General features: G+C 60.8%; 24 protein-coding genes. 12 read left to right on the top strand and 12 right to left on the bottom strand.

Annotated elements, in window-relative coordinates; genetic code table 11:
- The first annotated feature begins 45 nt into the window (after positions 1–45).
- Positions 46–567: a superoxide dismutase family protein gene (gene sodC / locus ACJ8IM_RS11995; RefSeq protein WP_033648185.1), complete on the top strand. Its 522-nt coding sequence runs from the start codon at positions 46–48 to the stop codon at positions 565–567.
- On the opposite strand, the gene ACJ8IM_RS11990 is transcribed toward sodC, so the two are convergent.
- From ACJ8IM_RS11990 to ACJ8IM_RS11980, 3 genes are read right to left on the bottom strand one after another with little or no spacing between them, the layout of a single operon-like run.
- A complete protein-coding gene (locus tag ACJ8IM_RS11990; protein ID WP_033654771.1) occupies positions 568–2,598 on the bottom strand; it encodes an FUSC family protein in 2,031 nt (676 codons plus the stop codon).
- A 3-nt stretch (positions 2,599–2,601) separates the two neighbouring features.
- Positions 2,602–3,465 carry an efflux RND transporter periplasmic adaptor subunit gene (locus ACJ8IM_RS11985; RefSeq protein WP_033654770.1) on the bottom strand — a complete coding sequence of 288 codons (864 nt, stop codon included), beginning with the start codon at positions 3,463–3,465 and terminating at the stop codon, positions 2,602–2,604.
- Positions 3,466–3,468: 3 nt separating this feature from the next.
- Positions 3,469–3,705, bottom strand: a complete 237-nt coding sequence (locus ACJ8IM_RS11980; protein WP_049234481.1) for a DUF1656 domain-containing protein — start codon at positions 3,703–3,705, stop codon at positions 3,469–3,471.
- A 180-nt stretch (positions 3,706–3,885) separates the two neighbouring features.
- Between ACJ8IM_RS11980 and slyA the strand changes: the two genes are divergently transcribed.
- Positions 3,886–4,317 (top strand): transcriptional regulator SlyA, encoded by a 432-nt coding sequence (slyA, locus tag ACJ8IM_RS11975; protein WP_004931301.1) that lies wholly within the window; start codon positions 3,886–3,888, stop codon positions 4,315–4,317.
- A gap of 92 nt (positions 4,318–4,409) precedes the next feature.
- Here slyA and ACJ8IM_RS11970 read toward each other — a convergent pair whose 3' ends face one another.
- The gene (locus ACJ8IM_RS11970; RefSeq protein ID WP_028128178.1) at positions 4,410–4,874 is read right to left on the bottom strand and encodes a glycine zipper 2TM domain-containing protein; all 465 of its coding nucleotides are present in this window, start codon (positions 4,872–4,874) and stop codon (positions 4,410–4,412) included.
- Positions 4,875–5,233: 359 nt separating this feature from the next.
- On the opposite strand from ACJ8IM_RS11970, the gene anmK reads away from it, so the two are divergent.
- The 5 genes from anmK (at position 5,234) to pdxY (ending at position 9,803) form a co-directional block, all read left to right on the top strand.
- Positions 5,234–6,355, top strand: a complete 1,122-nt coding sequence (gene anmK / locus ACJ8IM_RS11965) for an anhydro-N-acetylmuramic acid kinase (protein ID WP_033654769.1) — start codon at positions 5,234–5,236, stop codon at positions 6,353–6,355.
- Positions 6,356–6,400: 45 nt separating this feature from the next.
- Positions 6,401–6,703, top strand: coding sequence for an MliC family protein (locus ACJ8IM_RS11960; RefSeq protein ID WP_004931294.1), 303 nt, complete (start codon positions 6,401–6,403; stop codon positions 6,701–6,703).
- Between the two features lie 89 nt (positions 6,704–6,792).
- Positions 6,793–7,446: a pyridoxamine 5'-phosphate oxidase gene (pdxH, locus tag ACJ8IM_RS11955; RefSeq protein WP_033648477.1), complete on the top strand. Its 654-nt coding sequence runs from the start codon at positions 6,793–6,795 to the stop codon at positions 7,444–7,446.
- A gap of 138 nt (positions 7,447–7,584) precedes the next feature.
- Positions 7,585–8,859, top strand: coding sequence for a tyrosine--tRNA ligase (gene tyrS, locus ACJ8IM_RS11950; protein ID WP_033648189.1), 1,275 nt, complete (start codon positions 7,585–7,587; stop codon positions 8,857–8,859).
- A gap of 83 nt (positions 8,860–8,942) precedes the next feature.
- Positions 8,943–9,803, top strand: coding sequence for a pyridoxal kinase PdxY (pdxY, locus tag ACJ8IM_RS11945; protein WP_033654768.1), 861 nt, complete (start codon positions 8,943–8,945; stop codon positions 9,801–9,803).
- Between the two features lie 39 nt (positions 9,804–9,842).
- Here pdxY and gstA read toward each other — a convergent pair whose 3' ends face one another.
- The 4 genes from gstA to ACJ8IM_RS11925 form a co-directional block, all read right to left on the bottom strand.
- Positions 9,843–10,448: a glutathione transferase GstA gene (gstA, locus tag ACJ8IM_RS11940; RefSeq protein ID WP_033638396.1), complete on the bottom strand. Its 606-nt coding sequence runs from the start codon at positions 10,446–10,448 to the stop codon at positions 9,843–9,845.
- 92 nt (positions 10,449–10,540) lie between these two features.
- Positions 10,541–11,425: a 4-hydroxy-tetrahydrodipicolinate synthase gene (dapA, locus tag ACJ8IM_RS11935; protein WP_033654767.1), complete on the bottom strand. Its 885-nt coding sequence runs from the start codon at positions 11,423–11,425 to the stop codon at positions 10,541–10,543.
- Between the two features lie 361 nt (positions 11,426–11,786).
- On the bottom strand, positions 11,787–12,050 hold the full coding sequence (locus tag ACJ8IM_RS11930; protein WP_004938373.1) for a DUF3811 domain-containing protein: 264 nt from the start codon (positions 12,048–12,050) through the stop codon (positions 11,787–11,789).
- Between the two features lie 94 nt (positions 12,051–12,144).
- Positions 12,145–12,840 (bottom strand): HD domain-containing protein, encoded by a 696-nt coding sequence (locus ACJ8IM_RS11925; RefSeq protein WP_079656471.1) that lies wholly within the window; start codon positions 12,838–12,840, stop codon positions 12,145–12,147.
- 201 nt (positions 12,841–13,041) lie between these two features.
- Between ACJ8IM_RS11925 and ACJ8IM_RS11920 the strand changes: the two genes are divergently transcribed.
- A complete protein-coding gene (locus ACJ8IM_RS11920; protein ID WP_033638399.1) occupies positions 13,042–13,434 on the top strand; it encodes a nuclear transport factor 2 family protein in 393 nt (130 codons plus the stop codon).
- On the opposite strand, the gene ACJ8IM_RS11915 is transcribed toward ACJ8IM_RS11920, so the two are convergent.
- Entirely contained in the window at positions 13,431–13,700 is a 270-nt protein-coding gene (locus ACJ8IM_RS11915; protein ID WP_004938382.1) for a hypothetical protein, read from the bottom strand. The genes ACJ8IM_RS11920 and ACJ8IM_RS11915 overlap by 4 nt on opposite strands.
- Before the next feature lie 275 nt (positions 13,701–13,975).
- Between ACJ8IM_RS11915 and ACJ8IM_RS11910 the strand changes: the two genes are divergently transcribed.
- Positions 13,976–14,356 (top strand): nuclear transport factor 2 family protein, encoded by a 381-nt coding sequence (locus tag ACJ8IM_RS11910; RefSeq protein ID WP_033638401.1) that lies wholly within the window; start codon positions 13,976–13,978, stop codon positions 14,354–14,356.
- Positions 14,357–14,363: 7 nt separating this feature from the next.
- Here ACJ8IM_RS11910 and ACJ8IM_RS11905 read toward each other — a convergent pair whose 3' ends face one another.
- A complete protein-coding gene (locus ACJ8IM_RS11905; RefSeq protein ID WP_033654780.1) occupies positions 14,364–14,744 on the bottom strand; it encodes a RidA family protein in 381 nt (126 codons plus the stop codon).
- A 182-nt stretch (positions 14,745–14,926) separates the two neighbouring features.
- Here ACJ8IM_RS11905 and ACJ8IM_RS11900 point away from each other — a divergent pair, with 182 nt between their 5' ends.
- Positions 14,927–15,781: an aminoglycoside phosphotransferase family protein gene (locus ACJ8IM_RS11900; protein ID WP_033654766.1), complete on the top strand. Its 855-nt coding sequence runs from the start codon at positions 14,927–14,929 to the stop codon at positions 15,779–15,781.
- On the opposite strand, the gene ACJ8IM_RS11895 is transcribed toward ACJ8IM_RS11900, so the two are convergent.
- The gene (locus tag ACJ8IM_RS11895; RefSeq protein ID WP_033638403.1) at positions 15,746–16,249 is read right to left on the bottom strand and encodes a cupin domain-containing protein; all 504 of its coding nucleotides are present in this window, start codon (positions 16,247–16,249) and stop codon (positions 15,746–15,748) included. The genes ACJ8IM_RS11900 and ACJ8IM_RS11895 overlap by 36 nt on opposite strands.
- Positions 16,250–16,349: 100 nt before the next feature.
- The gene (locus ACJ8IM_RS11890; protein WP_033638404.1) at positions 16,350–17,537 is read right to left on the bottom strand and encodes a benzoate/H(+) symporter BenE family transporter; all 1,188 of its coding nucleotides are present in this window, start codon (positions 17,535–17,537) and stop codon (positions 16,350–16,352) included.
- A gap of 115 nt (positions 17,538–17,652) precedes the next feature.
- Here ACJ8IM_RS11890 and ACJ8IM_RS11885 point away from each other — a divergent pair, with 115 nt between their 5' ends.
- Positions 17,653–18,216: a helix-turn-helix domain-containing protein gene (locus tag ACJ8IM_RS11885; protein WP_033654765.1), complete on the top strand. Its 564-nt coding sequence runs from the start codon at positions 17,653–17,655 to the stop codon at positions 18,214–18,216.
- A 194-nt stretch (positions 18,217–18,410) separates the two neighbouring features.
- Positions 18,411–20,504, top strand: a complete 2,094-nt coding sequence (locus tag ACJ8IM_RS11880; RefSeq protein ID WP_033654764.1) for a prolyl oligopeptidase family serine peptidase — start codon at positions 18,411–18,413, stop codon at positions 20,502–20,504.
- Positions 20,505–20,506 lie beyond the last annotated feature (2 nt).

The raw sequence follows: 20,506 nt of genomic DNA, 5'->3' as shown, positions 1-20,506 counted from the left end.
TCTCCTATACTGATAGCTCGATATAGTCATTAAGGAGACTGATTGATGAAACGTTATTGGTATGCAGCGCTCGGCCTAATGGCGTGTGGTGCGGCTCAGGCGGCGACAACCGACGTCGAGATGCACCTGGTGACCGGGCAGGGGATCGGTCAGGACATCGGCAAGGTGGCCATCAGCGAAACGCCGTATGGCCTGCTTTTCACGCCGAGCCTGAAAGCATTGCCGGCCGGGGTACACGGCTTCCACGTGCATGAGAAAGGCAGCTGCGAGCCGGGCATGAAGGACGGCAAAGCGGTGGCGGCGCTGGCGGCCGGCGGACATTTCGACCCGCAAAAGACCGGAAAACACCTCGGGCCGTATGCCGACGGGCACCTGGGTGACCTTCCGGCCATCTATGTGACCGCCGACGGCATGGCGAACTATCCGGTGTTGGCGCCGCGGCTGAAAAAAATCAGCGACATTGAGGGTAAAGCGCTGATGGTGCACGCCGGCGGCGACAACCATTCGGATCATCCACAACCGCTCGGCGGCGGCGGAGAACGCTTCGCCTGCGGTGTGATCAAATGATTATCCGCCGCTAACGGCCGGTACGGCGGTGGGCTGGCCCATCGCCTGTTGCAACTGCTGCAGCGAGCAGTAGAGCCGCCAGATCAGGCCGGCCAGATCGCGCGCCGCCTGTTCCGGGTGGTGCGCCAGCGCGTTGCTCATGCGCAGCAACTCCTGCAGCGTGGCGTCCAGCGAACTGTGCTGCACGCCTTTCTCCGTCATGATGCCGCGCAGGCAGTGGATACAGACGTTGCGCACCGCCGAGAGCGGATCGGAACGGGTTTGCCAGTCGCGCAGTTGCCAGACGATATGGCTGCAGTTGAGCAGCACCACGCCCCAGCGCAGCAGCCAGGTGCGAGCGTCCTGATCCTGACTTTGATTAAGCTGGCTGATGCGATGGTAGATCAGCGATTCGAACTGGCTTTCGCTCTGCTGCGGCCGTTTGCTCAACTGATCGATAAAGTCGCGTCGCAGCGCGCGGATAATGCGGCGGCTTTTGCGTTTGTCCGAGCTGGGGCGCAGGATCTGAAACGCCAGCCCGGCCAGGAGCACGCCGACGATTTTAGCGATGTTGTCATTGATAAAGGACTGGTAGTCATAGCTCGGCGGATTGCTGACGGTCAGGAACGAGCCCATAAAGACGATCAACTGCCCCCAGAGCGCGGCATAAGGTGGATTCTGCAGCTTGAGCATCTGCATGGTCACCAGGATCGGGAACAGGAAGGCGCAGAACACCCAGAAGTCGTCAATCTGGATCATCAAACCGAATTTCACCACGAAGCAGGCGACCGAGAGCAGCAGCACCGCCTTGAGCAAGGTGCTGACGCTGTTGATCGGCGAAGGCGTGGAAGAGTAGAGCACGCAGCTGATGGCGGTGAGCGTCAGCGCCGCGCTGCCGGCGTCCCACTGCGTGTTGATCCAGTAGGCGCAGCCGATCACGATGCACAAAAAGGTGCGCAGGCCGTTGTAGGCGGCTTCGTAGCTGTCGGTATGGCGCGCCAGCGCAGTGACGCGCGGCGGTTGGAGGTCGCTGACCGCCGTGGCGCTTTCCAACCGCCGCAGCCAGCGGTTGCAGCGCAGGTAAAGCCAACAGAAATCGCGCAGCCGCAGCCAGAAGGCGCGATGGCGGTAGTCCGTAGCCTCTTGCGGGGCGATCTGCTGAAGCAGGCGCGCCAAACGGTATTTGTCGGTGGCGGGATCGCGCAACTCGTCCAGCAGTTGTGTCAGCACCGGCATCAGATTGGCGGGGCGATCCGGCCAGTTCAGCAGCATGCGGCGCAGGCTGGAGATAACGCTGGTCATGCGCAGCTGTTGGTGCAGCAGATAGTTGAGCAGGTTATTTTGCCGCCGCAGCCGGTAGTGGCTCCAGAATGCCTGAATGCGCAGCAGGTTCATGGTCAGGATCTGGCCGATGACCCCTTCGTGCGAGGTGCGCATCTGCGCGGTGATCTCCGGCTGCCACAGCATGGCGGCATGCTCCAGCAGGCGCAGCTGCATGCGCCGCAGCGAGGTCAGCAGGGCTTCGCCGTCCGAGGTGCTGGGCAGGATCATCATCATCAACCCGCCGCACAGAATGCCGGTGATCACTTCGCAAACCCGCGCCTGCGCGATATCGAAGATTTGCTGGGTATCGGTGACGTTGACCGTACCGAAGGCGATGATGGCGGCGGTATAGCCCGCCAGCGCGAAGGCGTAAGAGACGTTGTTTTGGTAATGGTTGGAGACGTAGGTGCACAGCCCGATCCAGGCGGCGATGAACAGCGTAAACAGCCAGGGATCGTTCAGGCAGTGGCCGGCGATCGCCACCGACGCGGCGGCGCCCACCAGGCTGCCGAAGATGCGGCCGATGCTTTTGCTGATCACGCCGCCGATGGTGGGGAAGCTCACCACCGCGGCGGAGGTAAGCGCCCAATAGGGTTCGTCGAGTTCGAGCACGAAGGCTACCCATAGCGCCAGACACATCGCGAGCGAGTTGCGCAGCGCATAGCGCCATTGGCCGCCGGTCGCCTTACCCCAGGGGGTGCGGCTCCACTCCAAAAAAGGCAGGTTCACACTTTAGTTCCGCTGATGAATCGAAATGGTGCAGGTGGTGCCGGCGACCAGCGTCAAATCGGCGGGCACGTTGAGCAATTTTATCCGTACCGGCACGCGCTGAGCCAAACGCACCCAAGGAACATTAGGCTTAACGTCCATTAATAGATCGTTGCTGCTGTCAACGCTCTGATCGTAAATGGCGCGGCCGATGCTCTCTACTTCCCCCTGTAGCGGCGTGTTGCCGTTATATAAAACGATGTCCGCTTTATTGCCTTCTTTTATATGCTTCAGCTTGGTTTCTTCGAAATAACCGAGCACATAAAACGAATGCACATCCACCAACGCCACCAGCGGCGTACCGGCGTTGGCGTAGTTCCCGACCCGCGTCTGCAGGTTGGTGATATAACCGTCGGTTGGCGCGTAAATTTTGGTTTTGCTCAAATTCCATTTGGCCTGTTCCAGATTGGCCAGGGCGGCTTTATAGGAGGCCTTCATTGCCTGCGCGGCTAAATTTGACTCGTCCAAATCTTCAGCGGAAATAACGTTACGCGCTAAACCGCGGCGGCGGGCAGCCTCGTGGTCCGCTTTGGCCAGATCGGATTGCGCTTTTGCCACCGCGGCCTCGGCATTGTCCAACGCAATCTGGTAGGGCACCGGGTCGAGGGTAAAAATCAGACTTCCCGCAGGTACGAACTGATTGTCATTCGCGCTTATTTTCTCTAATCTTCCAGAGACTTCAGGGGTGATATTGACGAGTTCGGCGCGCACTTTTCCATCACGGGTCCATGGGGATTGCATATAATAATTCCAGAGCCACCAACCGGCGCAGACGGCAATGGCGCAGACGATCACCGTAGAGAAGTATTTTAATGTTTTATGCTGCATGGGTTACCAACTCGCTAAAATCCATAAGGAACCGCTGACGGTCAGAACGAAAATGGACAGATCCATCAACATGGGATGCCAGATTTCACCGGAATACATCCAGTCTCTCAGCAGCTGATGAATCAGCAGCCATAAGAGCAGTCCTAGTAAAAAAGCTTTAAATATAGGTGGAAAATAAAGCGATGCTCCCAGGACCAAATCGGGCAAGGGAGATGATGTGTGTAACCATGATGTATTCACATTAACAATCCCTAAGGGTGAATATGTTGAATATTTGCATAACGATTAAACAATAGCGGCTAAAAATAGTGGCTATTTCCACAATATACATTATATACATTTGTGTTTTTAATGTGAGTTACCCAAAATAGTCTAAGCTCTGGGAGGTAATGTTAGCATGCTAATTATAAGGAGGGGGAAGTGGAGTCAACATTAGGTTCAGATTTAGCACGATTAGTTCGTGTGTGGCGCGCGCTCATCGATCATCGGCTCAAGCCGTTGGAGCTGACCCAAACGCATTGGGTCACGTTGCACAATATCAATCGCTTGCCGCCGGAGCAGTCGCAAATCCAGCTGGCCAAGGCGATCGGTATCGAGCAACCGTCACTGGTCCGTACGCTGGACCAACTGGAGGAGAAAGGGCTGATCACGCGTCACACCTGTGCCAACGATCGCCGCGCGAAGCGCATCAAGCTGACCGAAGCGGCCGATCCGATCATCAGGGAAGTGGACAGTGTGATCACGTCTACGCGCAGTGAGATTTTAAGCGGCATTACCGCCGACGAAGTGCATCTGTTGGTAGGGCTGATTGGCAAGTTAGAACAAAATATCACCGAACTGCAGAACAAATAATAATATTCTTATTTTCTACGATTACAGTTTCACAGCATCAGAAATAAAACCGGAGGCGATTGCCTCCGGTTTGCCGCTTGTCGCCGGCTGGCTTACAGCGGGGAAACGGTGATGGTGTCGCCCATGCGCGCCATGCGCACGCGCTGGCCAGGGCTGAACTTGGTGTCGCCCGCTTTCTGCACCACCACGATGTTCTCTTTCTGATCGGTTTTGATCTCCAGCTCGTAGCCGGAGGTACGGCCGGCCACTTCACCGATGCTGTTACCTGCCGCGCCGCCGGCGATAGCGCCCGCCGCGGTAGCCAGCGTACGACCGGTGCCGCCGCCAACGGTGTTGCCCAACAGCCCGCCAATCACCGCGCCGCCGATCATCCCCATGGCGTTGGAGCCTTCGCCGCCCTGAATTTTAACCGGACGCACGGAAACCAGCGTCCCGTAGGTGACGGTCTGCACCTGCTTGGCCTGCGAGGACGAGTAGACATCACCGGACATGGATTCATTGGCACAGCCGGCCAGCGTAACGGCGGCGACGGCAACGACGAGAAGACGCTTGATCATACAAAACTCCTGATGGTAGTAGTCCATAACCTGGCAATGCTCTCCAGGCAAGATTCAGTGAAAACGATAGACAAAGTATGGCTGAAAGTTGACACACCGCCATGCTTCATCGCTGCATGCAGCTTAACTTTTCTCTGTTCAACCAATAATAAACCGCGGTTTACCTTTATGACAGCCTTGGCGACATTCCGTCGCCTGTTATGGCACGGTTTAACACATAACCCGTGCCACAGCGGCGTCGGGGGGCATCTGGCTCACGAACCGTAAAAAAAGCATCATAATTCATGGCGTTAATCCGGCAATTCTGGTTTATTTGTCAGGATGAATTTTGCTTACCGCGCGGGTTAGAGGATGTTGCTATGAAGTCAGGCCGCTATATAGGCGTCATGTCCGGCACCAGTCTGGACGGAATCGATGTGGTATTGGCCGCGATCGACGATCGCATGGTGGCGCAGCAGGCCAGCTATAGCCATCCGATGCCGATGGCGTTGAAAAAAGAGATCCTGGGCATGTGCCAGGGGCAGCAAACCACGCTGGCCGCCGTCGGCCGGCTGGACGCGCAGCTGGGCACGTTGTTCGGCGAGGCGGTGCTCGGCCTGCTGAAGCAAACCGGCATCGACGCGGAGCAGATCACCGCCATCGGGTGCCACGGCCAGACGGTGTGGCACGAACCGGAGGGTGACGCGCGTTTCTCGATGCAGCTCGGTGATAACAACCGCATCGCCGCGCTGACCGATATCACCACCGTCGGCGATTTCCGCCGGCGCGACATGGCCTACGGCGGGCAGGGCGCGCCGCTGGTGCCGGCGTTTCATCAGGCGCTGCTGGGGCATCCCGTCGAGCGGCGCATGGTGCTGAACGTCGGCGGCATCGCCAACCTTTCTCTGCTGTTGCCCGGTACGCCGGTGCGCGGTTTCGATACCGGGCCGGGCAACATGCTGATGGACGCCTGGGTATGGCGCCACCGCGCGCAGCCTTACGATCAGGACGGCGGCTGGGCGATGCAGGGGCGAGTCTGCTTGCCGCTGTTGCAGCAGATGCTGGCGGATCCGTACTTCGCGCTGCCGGCGCCGAAAAGCACCGGCCGCGAGTATTTCAATATCGCCTGGCTGGAGCGGCAGCTGGCCGGATTGCCGGCGATTGCGCCGGTCGACGTGCAGGCCACGCTCACGGAGCTGACCGCGGTCAGCATCAGCGAGCAGGTATTGCTGGCCGGCGGGTGCGAGCGCCTGTTGGTCTGCGGCGGCGGGGCGCGCAACACGCTGCTGATGGCGCGCCTGTCGGCGCTGCTGCCGGGCACGGAGGTCGGGCTGACCGACGATTTTGGCGTCAGCGGCGACGACATGGAGGCGCTGGCCTTTGCCTGGCTGGCCTTCCGCACGTTGTCCGGCCAGGCCGGCAATCTGCCTTCGGTGACCGGCGCCAGCCGTGAAACGGTGTTGGGTGGGATTTATCCGGTTTTGCCATTGGGGGCCCGTTAGCTCTGTTAGGATAGCCTGTGAAGGATTTTTCTAAGGAGCAACAGCATGAAAAAAGTCATTTTCGTCGCCGGCGCGCTGGCGCTGTCCGGCTGCAGCTACATCCTGCCGCAAAGCAGCCAGACGATGCACTACCAGTGCGGCACCACGCCGCTGACGGTGGCGCTTGACGGCAAGGCGAGCGAAGTCAGCCTGCTGATGGACGGCGAACAGCTGCATCTCAAGCAGGTGCTGGCGCTGACCGGCGCCAAATACAGCGACGGCAAATACACTTTTTGGTCGAAAGACCGTAACGCCTATCTTGAGCGCAACGGCAAGGTAGTCATGAGCGACTGCGTGTTGACGGAGTGAAGGTCGACGGCGGCGTCGGAGCGATTGAGTTCCTGACGCCGCAGGCGCAGAATGTAACGACGGATTTTTTCAGTTGGTCGATAACCCAGATGATTGAAAAGAGTGAGTTTGATGTTGCGGACCTGCGCCGTGAATACACCCGAGGCGGCCTGCGCCGCAACGATCTGACCGCCAACCCGCTCGAACTGTTCGAGCGTTGGTTGAAACAGGCCTGCGACGCGCGCCTGGCCGATCCCACCGCCATGTGCGTCGCGACCGTCGACGAACACGGCCAGCCTTATCAACGCATCGTGCTGCTGAAGCATTTCGATGAGCAGGGGCTGGTGTTCTACACCAACCTCGGCAGCCGCAAGGCGCAGCAGCTGGCGCACAACCCGCATATCAGCCTGCTGTTCCCCTGGCACATGCTCGATCGCCAGGTGATTTTCCTCGGCCAGGCGGAGCGCCTGTCGACCCTCGAAGTGCTGAAGTATTTCAACAGCCGGCCGAAAGACAGCCAGATCGGCGCCTGGGTGTCGCAGCAGTCGTCGCGCATTTCCGCGCGCGGCGTGCTGGAAAGCAAATTCCTTGAGCTGAAGCAGAAGTTCCAGCAGGGCGAGGTGCCGTTGCCGAGTTTCTGGGGCGGATTCCGCGTGAAATTTGACTCCGTCGAGTTCTGGCAGGGCGGCGCCCATCGCCTGCATGACCGTTTCCTGTATCAGCGGGACGGGAATGACTGGAAAATTGACCGACTGGCACCCTGAAGACGGAAAATCCCCTCTAAGCGCTGGTGCTGACGCCGCCGGCGCTTTATTCTATGCGCTACCCTGAATTTTTATTTCGCCACTGGGCGAAAGGCCGTGTACCGGCAAAGGTGCATTCGTTTATACATGGAGTCATTGATGGCAAGCAGCAACTTGATTAAACAACTGCAAGAGCGGGGCCTCGTTGCCCAGGTTACGGATGAGGAAGCGTTAGCGGAGCGACTGGCGCAAGGGCCAATTGCACTGTATTGCGGTTTCGATCCGACCGCTGACAGCTTGCATTTGGGCCATCTGGTTCCTCTGTTGTGCCTGAAGCGCTTCCAGCTGGCCGGCCACAAGCCGGTAGCACTGGTGGGCGGTGCCACTGGCCTCATCGGCGATCCGAGCTTCAAAGCGGCGGAGCGCAAGCTGAACACCACCGATACGGTGAACGAGTGGGTCGAGAAGATCCGCAAGCAGGTTTCCCCGTTCCTCGATTTCGACTGCGGCAGCAACAGCGCTATCGCGGCCAACAACTACGACTGGTTCGGCGGCATGAACGTGCTGACCTTCCTGCGTGACATCGGCAAGCACTTCTCCGTCAACCAGATGATCAACAAGGAAGCGGTCAAGCAGCGCCTGAATCGCGACGACTCCGGCATCTCCTTCACCGAGTTCTCTTATAACCTGCTGCAGGGCTACGATTTCTCCGAGCTGTATAACCGCCACCAGGTGGAGCTGCAGATCGGCGGTTCCGATCAGTGGGGCAACATCACCTCAGGCATCGATCTGACGCGTCGTCAGCACCAGAAGCAGGTGTTCGGCCTGACCGTGCCGTTGATCACCAAAGCAGACGGCACCAAGTTCGGTAAAACCGAAGGCGGCGCGGTCTGGCTGGCGCCGGAAAAAACCAGCCCGTACAAGTTCTACCAGTTCTGGATCAACACCGCCGACGCCGACGTTTACCGTTTCCTGAAGTTCTTCACCTTCATGAGCCTGGAAGACATCAACGCGCTGGAGGAAGAAGACAAGAACAGCGGCAAGGCGCCGCGCGCCCAGTACGTGCTGGCGGAAGAAGTGACCGGCATGGTGCACGGTGCGGAAGGCCTGGCGGCCGCCAAGCGCATCACTCAGAGCCTGTTCTCCGGCGCGCTGCACGACATGACCGAAGCGGACTTCGCCCAGCTGGCGCAGGACGGCATGCCGACCATTAAACTGGAGCGCGACGCCGATCTGCAGCAGGCGCTGGTGAATGCCGAACTGGTGCCGTCACGCGGCCAGGCGCGCACCATGATCGGCTCCAACGCGGTGACCATCAACGGCGAGAAACAATCGGATGCCGAATACCGCTTCAGCGATGCGGACCGTCTGTTCGGCCGCTACACGCTGCTGCGCCGCGGCAAGAAACACTACTGCTTGGTGGATTGGCAGTAACGAATAATGACGGTAAGGGGCCCTGGTGGCCCCTTTATTTTTGCGCAGCCGCCCGGCTGCGGTATTCCGAACGAGTTCTGTCGATGAAAAACATTCTTTCTATCCAGTCGCACGTGGTGTTTGGTCACGCCGGCAACAGTGCGGCTGAATTCCCGATGCGCCGCATGGGCGTCAATGTCTGGCCGCTGAACACGGTGCAGTTCTCCAACCATACTCAATACGGCCAGTGGACCGGCTGCGTCATGCCGGCCAGCCACCTGACCGAGATCGCGCAGGGTATTGCCAATATCGAGCAGCTGCAACGCTGTGATGCGGTGCTGAGCGGTTATATCGGTTCGCCGGAGCAGGGCGATCATATTCTGGAGATCGTGCGTCAGGTTAAGCAGGCGAACCCGAACGCCTGGTATTTCTGCGATCCGGTGATGGGGCATCCGGAAAAGGGCTGCATCGTGGCGCCGGGCGTGGCCGAGTTTCACTGCCGCCAGGCGCTGCCGTGCAGCGACATGGTGGCGCCGAACCTGCTGGAGTTGGAGATGCTGAGCCAGATAGCCGTCGCCAACGTGGCCGACGCGGTGCAGGCCGCCCGCGTGCTGATCGCCAAGGGGCCGCGGCTGGTGCTGGTCAAGCACCTGGCCCGCGCCGGCTATCACGCCGACTGCTTCGAAATGCTGCTGGTGACGGCGGACGAGGCCTGGCACATCAGCCGGCCGCTGGTGGACTTCGGCGCGCGTCAACCGGTTGGCGTCGGTGATTTGACCAGCGGTCTGCTGCTGGTGGATCTGCTGAAGGGCGAGGCGCTGGACAAAGCGCTGGAGCACGTGACCGCCGCCGTGTATGAGGTGATGCTGACCACGCAGGAGATGGGCGAATACGAACTGCAGGTGGTGGCGGCGCAGGATCGGATCGTGCAGCCGCTCAGCGAATTCAAAGCGGTAAAGCTGTAAGTGCATCGAGCCCCGGCGACAGCCGCCGGGGCTGAAACTTTACTTCAATCCTTCGGCGTTCAGCGCCGCATCTACCGCCGGGCGCGCCGCAACGCGATCGAACCAGGCCGCCAGATGGGCGTGCTTGCGCACGTCGAACTGCAGGGCGAACGCCCAACGCAACACGGTGAACAGGTAGGCGTCGGCTACGCTGAAACGGCTTCCCAACAGGAAGTGCTGCTTCGCCAGCACCGAATCCAGATAGCTGAACTGCTGCTCCAGCTTGGCGCGCGCGATGGTTTGGTATTCCTCGGGCGTTTTCGGGTTGAACAGCGGGCTGAACCCTTTGTGCAGTTCGGTGGCGATGTAGTTCAGCCATTCGATCGCGTGGTAGCGCGACAGGGTGCCCGCCGCCGGGATCAGGTTGCGATCGGGCACGCGGTCCGCCAGGTATTGCACGATCGCCACGCCTTCGGTCAGCAGGCTGCCGTCATCCAGCAGCAGCGCCGGTACCTGTCCCTTGGGGTTGATGGCGAGGTAATCGGCGCCGCTCTCGGTCTTCTTCTGCGCCAGATCGACCTTCTCCGCCGTAAAATCCAGCCCTGCCTCACGCAGCACGATATGCGGGGACAGCGAACAGGCGCCGGCTTTATAGAACAGTTTCATCGGAAGCTCCTTGTTGATGACGAATGACGGGCATGCTTAACCACTCATCGTAGTCCCATAGCGCCAAAATTACAGCGGCTTAGCTAACAAATTTAACCGATGATCGCCTCGGCGGGCTGCAGCTGCACCAGCGTTGCGGCGATCTGCTGTTGCAACGCCTGCGGCGCTACCTGCATCGGCGAGCGCAGCTCGTTGGCGATCAGCCCCTGCTGAGCCAGCACCGTCTTGACCGGCGCCGGATTCGGGAAGCTGAACATCTGGTGGATCATCGGCAGCAGCTCATAGAAGTTGCTGCGCGCCGCGGCCAAATCGCCGGCGGCGACCTGCTGCACCAGCTGCACGAAACGTTCCGGGTGAACATGCGCGGCGGCGGAGATGGCGCCGGTGCCGCCGAGGCACAGCGTGGTGAGGATCAGATTGTCTTCCCCGGTCATCACATCGATTTCGCCGTCGGCGATCAGCGCCATGGTGGCGTCAGGATTGCCGCCGCAGTCCTTGATGGCGGTGATGCGCGGATGGCGCGCGAGCCGGCGCAATGTGGCCAGCTCCATGGCGATGCCGGTGCGCTGCGGAATGTTGTACAGGATCACCGGCACGCTGGAGGCGTCGGCCAACTGGGTGAAATAATCGATCAGGCCGCATTGCGAAGGGCGAATGTAGTAAGGTGCCGGGATCAGCACGCCGGCGATGTCGCGCAGTTGAATGGCCTGCTGCATCTGCAGCGTGGCGGCCATGTTATTGCCGGAAAGGCCCATCACCACCTGGTGTGCGGGCGCCACTTCCAGCACGGCGTCGAGTACCGCCAGCTGTTCTTCTTTGCTCAGCGCGGCGGCTTCACCGGTGGAGCCGCAGACCACCAGGCCATCGATGCCGGCGTCGAGCAGGTGCCGCGCCAGGCGTTTCACCGCCGGCAAATCGACGGCATCGTGATTGAAAGGGGTAACCATCGCCACCCAAATACCCGAAAATGAGGCCATAAAATATTCCTTCTGTGTGACCGACAGAGAAGCCAGATGAGAAAATTGAAGGCGGGGCGTTGCGCGCCATCCAGTCAGCTCATCTGACGGGACAGCTCGCCCCGGTCAAATGAGCGTCTGTTTCTTCGATTTAACCGCCGCCAAATCGCCAACGGGCAACGCAGGTGTTATCAGAAAGTCGGCGTTGCGTGGGTAGGCCATGGCGGTCTCGTGAAAAGGGGAAGTGGGGTGATAATGAATATTCTTCATCAGGCTGTCAATTTACAACAGATTGATAACATTGTTATTCATGATTCGGTAGCGAGGATGAGTTTGGCTAATAAATAAAAATCCCCGCAGCGGCGGGGAGAGTTTGGCTGGTTCAGCGCGGCGGGCGGGAGCCGATGGTGGCGGACCAACTGAAGGTGTCGCCGCTCGGCCGATAGCGGTTGGCCTTGCGTTCTGCACGCTCCGCCTTGGCGAGCTTCGCTCTGGCGGCCATGATGCGCGCCACCACTTCATCCTTGACCTTGTGCTGTTCGGCGTTGGTCAGCGGCCTGCCGTGGCTCTTGCGCGCCTTGTCCAGTTCGGTTTTCACTTCCCGCTGTTCGCTTTCCGTCATCTCTTTCAACGTCAACTTTTTCATCTGTGCCGCCCGTTCGGTGAAGTTGACCTACAGTTTAGCGGCGTTATGTGACCGAAAATGTTATGGGCATAACGAAATGCGCGGTAAGCCGGCATTACACCTCTTCCAGCAGATCGTCGACAAAGCGCCGCATGCGTTCGGTGCGCTGCTCGGCCATGTGCCGCCCGGCAGCGGTCTGGAAGCCGTCTTGCAGTTTGAACAGCTTGGTTTCGAAGTGATCCAGGCTGAAACGCTTGTCGTCGTATTGGCGATGTTCGGCCCGCGGGTCGGCGGCGTCGTACAGCGCGCTGCGCATGCGGCCGCCGATATAGAAGCAGCGCGCCACGCCGATAAGACCTATGGCGTCGAGGCGATCGGCATCCTGCAGGATCTTCGCCTCCAGGGTTTGCGGGGGGATGCCGGCGGAAAAACTGTGCGCTTCGATGGCGTGAGCCACCGCCGCGATATCCGCCGGCGCCCATTCCAGCCGGGTCAGCGTCAGCGTGGCTTGCTCCGCCGCCATGCGTGAGGCCAGATGGCGCTGCGGCGAATTCTTTTCCACCGCGACGGCGTCGTGCAGCAGCACCGCCGCACAGAGAATGCGCCGGTCGCCGCCTTCCAGCTTGCTGATCCGGCGGCAGTTCTTCCAGACCCGGTGCAGATGCGCCACGTCATGCGAACCGTCGTCCGACTCGAGGGTGAGCGGCAACAGCGTTTGCGCCAGCGCCTGGTAGGGGGAAAAAGGTTGTAACAGCTCTTGCGTCAGCGAGGGTAAAGACACGTTCAGCTCCTGTTGGGGGAAATCGGTCAATCAGCATAGCCGCGCCGGATGCCGGGAGAATGACAGAAAAACGGCTATTGTTTACTAAAGTGCAACCCACTATTGTCATAACTGCGGTTTTTGCAGCGAAACAAGCAACCTAGAATAGCCGCATTCCGCCGTCTCCGCTTGGTGAGAGCCTGTGTCCGCGGAGATGGCCGGAATATCCTCATCAGCCATGGGAGAAGAGACATGCCAACCCCTCTTGAAATAGTGCGCGCAACCTATGAAGGCAGCTCCGAAGAAAACGGCCGTAATCTGCTGGCGGCGCTGGCCCCCGATGCCGAGTGGACCGAAGCTGCCGGTTTCCCCTACGCCGGTACCTATATCGGCCCGGAAAATATCATCAAGAACGTGCATCAGCGCCTGGGCAGCGAATGGCAAGGTTACCGCGCCGATGTCGACCACTTTTACGACGCCGGCGACAATGTGATCGCTCAAGGTTTTTATCACGGCACCTACCGGGCCACCGGCAAATCCTTCAGCGCCTCTTTTGCGCATATTTATACGCTGCGCGGCGGCAAAATCGTGAAGTTCGTGCAGATCGTCGACAGCGCCAAAGTGCTGGAAGCGATGCAGCCTTAATCGCCGCTGCGCTTGCCGAATTTGCGGTCGAACTCGCGCCGGTAACCCCGGGCCTTGTTGCGATCGCGGATCCACAGATAACCGCACACCAGCGCAACCGCTCCCGAGAAGGTGACGTTGCGCATATCCCGGTCATACCAAAACACCAACAGCGCATCCAGCGCCGCAATCAGCGCGATCCATTTATACATATGGGATTGACGCCGCGTGGCGGCGTTGAGTCGCTTTAACTGTCTGGCTTCGTCCAACACCGGTTTTTGCTGCATAGCGTTTCGTTATCATCAGGCTGTTCACGCTAAATTAGCAGAATTTCCCTAACCGCCGCAAAGATTAACGCGCGGTGCCATGCGGTTTTCCCCGCCGCTGGCGCGGGGCAGAAAATTTATGCCGGACGCTTGAATTGTCCATCGGGCGTGGTAGGTTATTTATTCGCTATTTTTGGGTTTTTATTCAACATTCGCCGTGTCATCAAGCTGCAGCACCGGGCGGTTAACGTGATGGGTTCGATACATGCGGCGGTTAACTTCGGCAGGAGGATGTGATGAACGATAAAACGGCACGCCCGCAGGATGTGGTTCAGCAACAGCTTGACGCCTATAACGCCCGCGACATCGACGCCTTCATGGCCTGCTGGGCGGACGACGCGCAGTATTACGAGCATCCCGACACGCTGCTGGCCAGCGGCAAGGCGGCGATCCGCGAACGGCATCTGGTGCGTTTCCAGGAGCCAAGTCTGTACGGTGAACGGATAAAACGCATGGCGGTGGGGAACATGGTGGTCGATCAGGAAGTGGTGACACGGAACTTCCCGCAGGGGCGTGGCAAAATGGATGTCATCGCCATTTACGAAGTGGAGCAGGGGCGGATCGCCAAAGCCTGGTTCAAGATCGGCCCCTGCGTGCCGGATGAGGGCGCGCTCTAGCCGCGCATTATTGCAACGCCATCACCGCTTCTATCTCTACGCACACCTGCGGTGAAAACAACGCGCTGACCGCCATCAGTGAACAGGCCGGCAGCGCGCCATCGAAATAGTCAAACAGCACCGGGCGCACGCCCGCCAGATCGGCGATGTCGGTCAGGAACACGCTGATTTTAATCAACGCTTTAAGATTAACGCCTTCGCTGGCGGCGATAGTGGCTAACTGCTCGAGGATCTCCTGCGTTTGCTCCGGCGCGCTCAAGCCTTGCGCGTCGGTGGCGAAGGCCGTCAATCCCGACACGTACAGGCGATCGCCGTGGCGCACCGCATGCACATAGGGGCCGCCCGGCGTAGGCAACTGCGGATAATTCGTGCGTTTTAATAATGTCATGATCAAACCCCGCGCAAGACCGGTTAATAAAATCGACAAACTTGGTTAGGATACTGAGGAAACGGCGGCCAGACGCCGCGCACCGATGATATTTGAGAGTATCATCCCTCTTTATTTTATACGTCGTCTTTCACCTGAATGTGACAGTGCGGCGCAGATCGGCCACAAGGACGCATGAGACGATGAACCCGCTTTTTACTCCCTACCTGCAACGCTGGCAACTGGAACAGGACGGCAAAGCCTTCGAAACCCACAGCAGTCTGCTGATGCCGGTGCGTTACCGGGGCGAGGCGGCGATGCTGAAGATCGCCCGCGAGCAGGAGGAGCGCTTCGGTGGCCAACTGATGTGCTGGTGGCGTGGGGAAGGCGCCGCGCAGGTGCTGGCGTGGCATGACGACGGCATTCTGCTGGAGCGCGCGCAGGGTGAAGGCTCGTTGGCGCAGCTGGTGCGTGACGGCGACGATGAGCAGGCCACGCAAATCCTGTGCCGGGCGATCGCCGCCTTGCATGCGCCGCGAGCGGAACCGTTGCCCGAGCTGATCCCGCTGCAGGAGTGGTTCAGCTCACTGTGGCCGGCGGCGCAGGCGCACGGCGGCATGCTGCGTCTCTGTGCCACGGCGGCGGCAGAATTGCTGCACAGCCCGCGAGAAGAGAGCGTGCTGCACGGCGATATTCACCATGACAACGTGCTGGACTTCGGCGAACGCGGCTGGCTGGCGATCGATCCCAAGCGTTTGTACGGCGAACGGGGCTTCGACTACGCCAATATCTTCTGCAATCCCAACTACGGCATCGCCACCGATCCGGCCATTTTCCAGCGCCGCGTGGAACAGGTCTGTCGCTTGGCCGGGCTGGAGCGCCGGCGCTTGCTGCAATGGATCCTCGCCTGGTCGGGGCTGTCCGCCGCCTGGTTCATGGAAGACGGGCAGGCGGCGGACATCGACTTTCGCGTCGCTGAGCTGGCGGCGCGCGCGCTGGATCTCCCGCTGCCGGGCGGCGACTCAGGGTTCATCCTGCCAGTAATCGAGCGAGGTTGAAGGGCGCTGCAGGTAGCGCACCTGCTGGCCGTCTGCGCCGCGCGCCATCGCCTGGTATTTGCCGGAATCCGGGTACATCACCAGCTCCGGCTGCTCGCGCGTGCTGACGGACAGGTACTTCAGCGGCGCATCGGAGGTGTTGATGATCTGGTGCGGGTATTCCGGGCCCGGCGGAATGAAGATGACATCCCCGCTGACGATCGGCAGCATTTCTCCGGCCACCCGCAGCGTACCGCTGCCTTCCAGAATGATGAACATTTCCTCCTGAGCGTAGTGAAAATGGTAGGGGCAGGAGCGCATACCCGGCGCGACACAATCGAAAGAGGCGCCCAGCTTGTCGGCGGCGGTGCCGGTGCCGAGGCGAGCGCCGACGCTGTCATACAGCGGCGGCCGCCGATCGTGCCGCTTATCTACTCGTTCGACATTGCGTATCAGGCGCTGAGCCAACAGCGCAGCTTTCTCAGTCATAGGCTTCCTTGGTGACGGCGTCACTTATTTTGTGAATTGATCTCAAGACGACAGAGAAAGTGAAGGCGCCACGGCGGCACTTGTCAATGTAGACCGCCCGTTATGCTTGGCTTGTTCGCTGCGGCAGCGACAGCAGCAGATGGGCGATCGCGCCGCCGACGATGCCCCAGAAGGCCGAACCGATGCCCAGTAACGTGACGCCGGAGGCGGTGATGAGGAAGGCGATCAGCGCCGCGTCGCGCTGTTTCTCATCATGCAGCGCGCGCTGCAGGCTGCCGCCGATGGTGCCGAGCAGCGCCAGCCCGGCGATGGTGTGGATCAGGGCGAGGGGCAGCGCGCTGAACAGCAGGCCGATGGCGCCGCCGAACAGCCCGGCCAACAGGTAGAAGCCGCCGGCGGCCACCGCGCCCATATAGCGGCGCTGCGGATCGGGATGCACGTCCGGGCCCATGCAGATGGCGGCGGTGATCGCGGCGATGCACACCGAGAATCCGCCGAACGGCGCCAGCAGCAGCGCGGTGAGCGCCGTCCAGGCGATCAGCGGTGACGTAGGCACGCGGTAGCCCGCCGCCTGCAGCGTGGCGATGCCGGGCGCATTCTGCGAAGCCATGGTCACCACGAAGAACGGCACGCCGATGCCCAGCAGCGTCGGCCAACTGAAGTGCGGCGCGATAAATTCCGGCATGGCAAACGCCGGCGCGTGTTGCGCCGGCTGGATATTGCCCTGCAGCGCGGCGATCGCCAGCCCGGCCGCCAGCGTCAGCACGATGGCGTAGCGCGGCAGATAACGGCGGCTGAGCAGATAGGCCAGCCCCATGCCGGCGCTCAGCGGGAAATTGAGCTGCAGCGAAGCGAAGGCGTCCAGCCCGAAACGCAACAGGATCCCCGCCAGCATCGCGGCGGAAATCGCCTGCGGAATATAGTCCATCAGGCGGGCGAACAGCCCGGTGACGCCGCACAGCAGGATCAGGCCGGAAGCGAAGATAAACACGCCGATCGCCTCGTTGATCGGCGTGCCGGGCAGGCTGGTGACCAACAGCGCCGCACCGGGCGTCGACCAGGCGGTGAGGATCGGGGTACGGTAGTAAAGCGACAGTCCCAGCGAGGTGACGCCCATCGCGATCCCCAGCGCGCTCAGCCAGCCGCCGATCTGCGCCGGCGTGGCGCCTGCAGCGGCGGCGGCCTGGAAAATGATCGCGGCAGAACTGGTGTAACCCACCAGAACGGCGACAAAGCCGGCCATGACGGCGGGCAGGGTCAGGTGGCGCAGGGAGAGGGCTGGGCGCATGAGGTGCTCCAATCGGTGACTGTGCGTTATAACGCACGATGAGAAATCAGCATAGCACCGTGCGCTATAGCGCACAAGCGGGTATAATCGAGCCCGACATGCAGAGGAGAACAGGATGCAGGAACTTGCCGGCCACTTGGCGCACACCCTTCGCACGCTGCGCATACAGCGCGGCTGGAGCCTGACGCAGGCGGCGGAATACACCGGCGTCAGCAAGGCGATGCTCGGGCAGATCGAACGCGGCGAGTCCAGCCCGACGGTGGCGACGCTGTGGAAGATCGCCACCGGTTTCAACGTGGCGTTCTCCGCCTTTCTCGAGGCTTCTCCCGCGCAGCAGCAGGCGACGCTGCACCGCTACGGCGATCTGCCGGTGTACGATCAGGACAACGCCGATATGCGCGTGGTGCCGCTGTTTCCCTACGATCGCCAGCTGGGTTTCGATATGTTCGTCATCGATCTTGCGCCGGGCGCGCTCAGCGAGTCGTCGCCCCATGAGCCGGGCGTGATCGAGCATGTCATCGTGATCAGCGGCCGGTTGGAGTTGGCGATAGAGGGCGAATGGCACAGCCTGGCCGCCGGCGAGGCGATGCGCTTTCAGGCCGATCGGCCGCACGCTTACCGCAACGCCAGTTCACAAACGGTGCGTATCCACGATCTGATCCACTATCCTCAATCCTGACTCAACGCGGCGGCCGTGGGCTTTGACTCCGCGCCGCCAAACGCCTACCTTGTTGAAAATGACGCTTATTTCACAGGCTGTCGCCCACGACGGGGCGGCGTTGCAGCCGACTCAAAAGGAGCTTGATTTTGCCGGTCACCAATCGACGTCAGTTTATTAAACTCAGTGCGCAAACCGCAGGAGCCGTATTCGCGATGACTTCATTACCCAACAGTATCCGCCTGGCGATGGCGGCGGAAGGCGGCGCGGCCGCCGGCGATGAATTCCTGTGGCTGGAGGAGCTGCAGGGTAAAAAAGCGCTGCAATGGGTGCAGCAGGAAAATCAGCGCTCCGTGGCGCGTTTCGGCCAGGGCGAAGACTTTCAGCGCATTGAGCGCGAGGTGCTGGATATCCTCAATAAAGACACCCAGATCCCGTGGGTGAGCAAGCGCGGCGAGTACTATTACAACTTCTGGCAGGACCAGGCCAACCCGCGCGGCCTGCTGCGGCGCACCACGCTGGACGAGTACCGCAAGGCCAAACCGGCCTGGGAAACGGTGCTGGATATCGATGCGTTGGGCAAGGCGGAGGGCAAGGATTGGGTTTATCAGGGCTCGCAGCCGCTGGCGCCGGAATACCGCTATTGCCTGATGCAGCTGTCGCCGGACGGCGGCGACGCCACCGAAATCCGCGAATTCGATCTGGTGGCCAAACGCTTCGTCAAGGACGGCTTCAACGTGCCGGTGGCGAAAAGCCGGGTTTCCTGGGTCGATCGGGACACGCTGTTCATCGCCACCGATTTCGGCCCCGGCTCGATGACCCAGTCCGGTTACGCGCGCATCGCCAAACGCTGGCGGCGCGGCACGCCGCTGAGCGCCGCCGAAACGCTGTATGAAGCGCAGCCTGAGGACATGGCGGTCTTCGCCTATCACGATCGCACGCCGGGCTTTGAGCGCGATTTCGTCGGCCGCAGCCTGGATTTCTATCGCCGCGACTACTTCTTGCTGGCTAAGGACGGCCGGCAGATCAAAATCGACATCCCGGCCGACGCCGAGCTGGACACGCATCGGGAATGGCTGCTGATCAAACCGAGCAGCGACTGGGAGGTGGGCGGCAAGCGTTATCCGTCCGGTGCGCTGCTGGCGGCCAACTTCGATGACTATCTGGCGGGCAAGCGCGAGCTGCAGCTGCTGTTTACCCCGACGGCGGAGCAGGCGCTGAGCGGCTACAGCGGCACCCGCGATCATCTGATCCTCAGCATCATGGATAACGTGGTCAACCGGCTGGAAGTGCTGACGCCGCAGGGCGGCAGCTGGCAACGTCGCCCGCTGGGCAACCCCGGCGCCATCAGCACCCTTTCCGCCGGCGGCATCGAAGAAGAGAGCAACGCCTATTTCCTGACCGTCAGCGGGTTCCTGCAGCCGACCTCGCTGTACATGGGCAATCTTGACGGCGGTGAGGCGACGCTGCTGAAACAGGCGCCGCAGGATTTTGATGCGTCAGGCTACCGGGTGAGCCAGCATTTTGCGCGTTCCAAGGACGGTACCCGCGTGCCGTATTTCCAGATTGCCGCCAAAGATCTCAAACTGGACGGCAGCACGCCGACGCTGCTGTATGGCTACGGCGGGTTTGAAGTGCCGCTGCTGCCGGGCTATCTCGGCGGCAAGGCGCCGGCCTGGCTGGAGCGCGGCGGGGTGTACGTGGTGGCCAACATCCGCGGCGGCGGCGAATACGGCCCGGCCTGGCACCAGGCGGCGCTCAAGCAGAATCGCCATCGCGCCTACGAGGATTTCGCCGCCGTGGCCGAAGATCTCATCGCACGCAAGGTGACCTCGGCGCCGCATCTGGGCGCGCGCGGCGGCAGCAACGGCGGCCTGTTGGTGGGCAATATGCTGACGCTGTATCCGCAGCTGTTCGGCTGCATCGTCTGCGAAGTGCCGCTGCTGGACATGCAGCGCTATACGCAGCTTTCCGCCGGCGCGTCGTGGATCGCCGAATACGGTGACCCGAGCAAGCCGGAGCAGTGGGCTTATATCAAAACCTTCTCGCCGTACCACAACATTCAGGCGAAAACGGCCTATCCGCCGGTGCTGTTCTATACCGCGACCAGCGACGATCGGGTCAACCCGGCCCACGCCCGCAAAATGGCCGCGCGCATGCAGGCGATGGGGTATCAGCAGGCTTATTTCTACGAGAATACCGAAGGCGGGCACAGCGCCGCCGCCGACAAGCAACAGGCGGCGTTCCACAGCGCATTGGTGAGCGAGTTCATGTGGGCCAACCTGAGCGGCAAACCCAAGTCAGCGTAAGC

It is taken from the genome of Serratia sp. CY33525, assembly GCF_052169115.1.
GTDB classification, from domain to species: domain Bacteria; phylum Pseudomonadota; class Gammaproteobacteria; order Enterobacterales; family Enterobacteriaceae; genus Serratia; species Serratia sarumanii.
The sequence above is the reverse complement of the archived record's forward strand: the minus strand, read 5'-3'. Positions and strand labels throughout refer to the sequence as shown.

Excerpts from the sequence above, each read along its gene's own strand:
- pdxH (WP_033648477.1), top strand. The coding sequence starts at position 6,793 with ATGATTGAAAAGAGTGAGTTTGATGTTGCGGACCTGCGCCGTGAATAC.
- ACJ8IM_RS11970 (WP_028128178.1), bottom strand. The coding sequence starts at position 4,874 with ATGATCAAGCGTCTTCTCGTCGTTGCCGTCGCCGCCGTTACGCTGGCC.
- dapA (WP_033654767.1), bottom strand. The coding sequence starts at position 11,425 with ATGGCCTCATTTTCGGGTATTTGGGTGGCGATGGTTACCCCTTTCAAT.
- ACJ8IM_RS11930 (WP_004938373.1), bottom strand. The coding sequence starts at position 12,050 with ATGAAAAAGTTGACGTTGAAAGAGATGACGGAAAGCGAACAGCGGGAA.
- pdxY (WP_033654768.1), top strand. The coding sequence starts at position 8,943 with ATGAAAAACATTCTTTCTATCCAGTCGCACGTGGTGTTTGGTCACGCC.
- ACJ8IM_RS11895 (WP_033638403.1), bottom strand. The coding sequence starts at position 16,249 with ATGACTGAGAAAGCTGCGCTGTTGGCTCAGCGCCTGATACGCAATGTC.
- tyrS (WP_033648189.1), top strand. The coding sequence starts at position 7,585 with ATGGCAAGCAGCAACTTGATTAAACAACTGCAAGAGCGGGGCCTCGTT.
- ACJ8IM_RS11960 (WP_004931294.1), top strand. The coding sequence starts at position 6,401 with ATGAAAAAAGTCATTTTCGTCGCCGGCGCGCTGGCGCTGTCCGGCTGC.
- ACJ8IM_RS11985 (WP_033654770.1), bottom strand. The coding sequence starts at position 3,465 with ATGCAGCATAAAACATTAAAATACTTCTCTACGGTGATCGTCTGCGCC.
- ACJ8IM_RS11885 (WP_033654765.1), top strand. The coding sequence starts at position 17,653 with ATGCAGGAACTTGCCGGCCACTTGGCGCACACCCTTCGCACGCTGCGC.
- sodC (WP_033648185.1), top strand. The coding sequence starts at position 46 with ATGAAACGTTATTGGTATGCAGCGCTCGGCCTAATGGCGTGTGGTGCG.
- ACJ8IM_RS11900 (WP_033654766.1), top strand. The coding sequence starts at position 14,927 with ATGAACCCGCTTTTTACTCCCTACCTGCAACGCTGGCAACTGGAACAG.
- ACJ8IM_RS11880 (WP_033654764.1), top strand. The coding sequence starts at position 18,411 with ATGACTTCATTACCCAACAGTATCCGCCTGGCGATGGCGGCGGAAGGC.
- ACJ8IM_RS11920 (WP_033638399.1), top strand. The coding sequence starts at position 13,042 with ATGCCAACCCCTCTTGAAATAGTGCGCGCAACCTATGAAGGCAGCTCC.
- anmK (WP_033654769.1), top strand. The coding sequence starts at position 5,234 with ATGAAGTCAGGCCGCTATATAGGCGTCATGTCCGGCACCAGTCTGGAC.
- ACJ8IM_RS11890 (WP_033638404.1), bottom strand. The coding sequence starts at position 17,537 with ATGCGCCCAGCCCTCTCCCTGCGCCACCTGACCCTGCCCGCCGTCATG.
- ACJ8IM_RS11915 (WP_004938382.1), bottom strand. The coding sequence starts at position 13,700 with ATGCAGCAAAAACCGGTGTTGGACGAAGCCAGACAGTTAAAGCGACTC.
- ACJ8IM_RS11910 (WP_033638401.1), top strand. The coding sequence starts at position 13,976 with ATGAACGATAAAACGGCACGCCCGCAGGATGTGGTTCAGCAACAGCTT.
- gstA (WP_033638396.1), bottom strand. The coding sequence starts at position 10,448 with ATGAAACTGTTCTATAAAGCCGGCGCCTGTTCGCTGTCCCCGCATATC.
- ACJ8IM_RS11905 (WP_033654780.1), bottom strand. The coding sequence starts at position 14,744 with ATGACATTATTAAAACGCACGAATTATCCGCAGTTGCCTACGCCGGGC.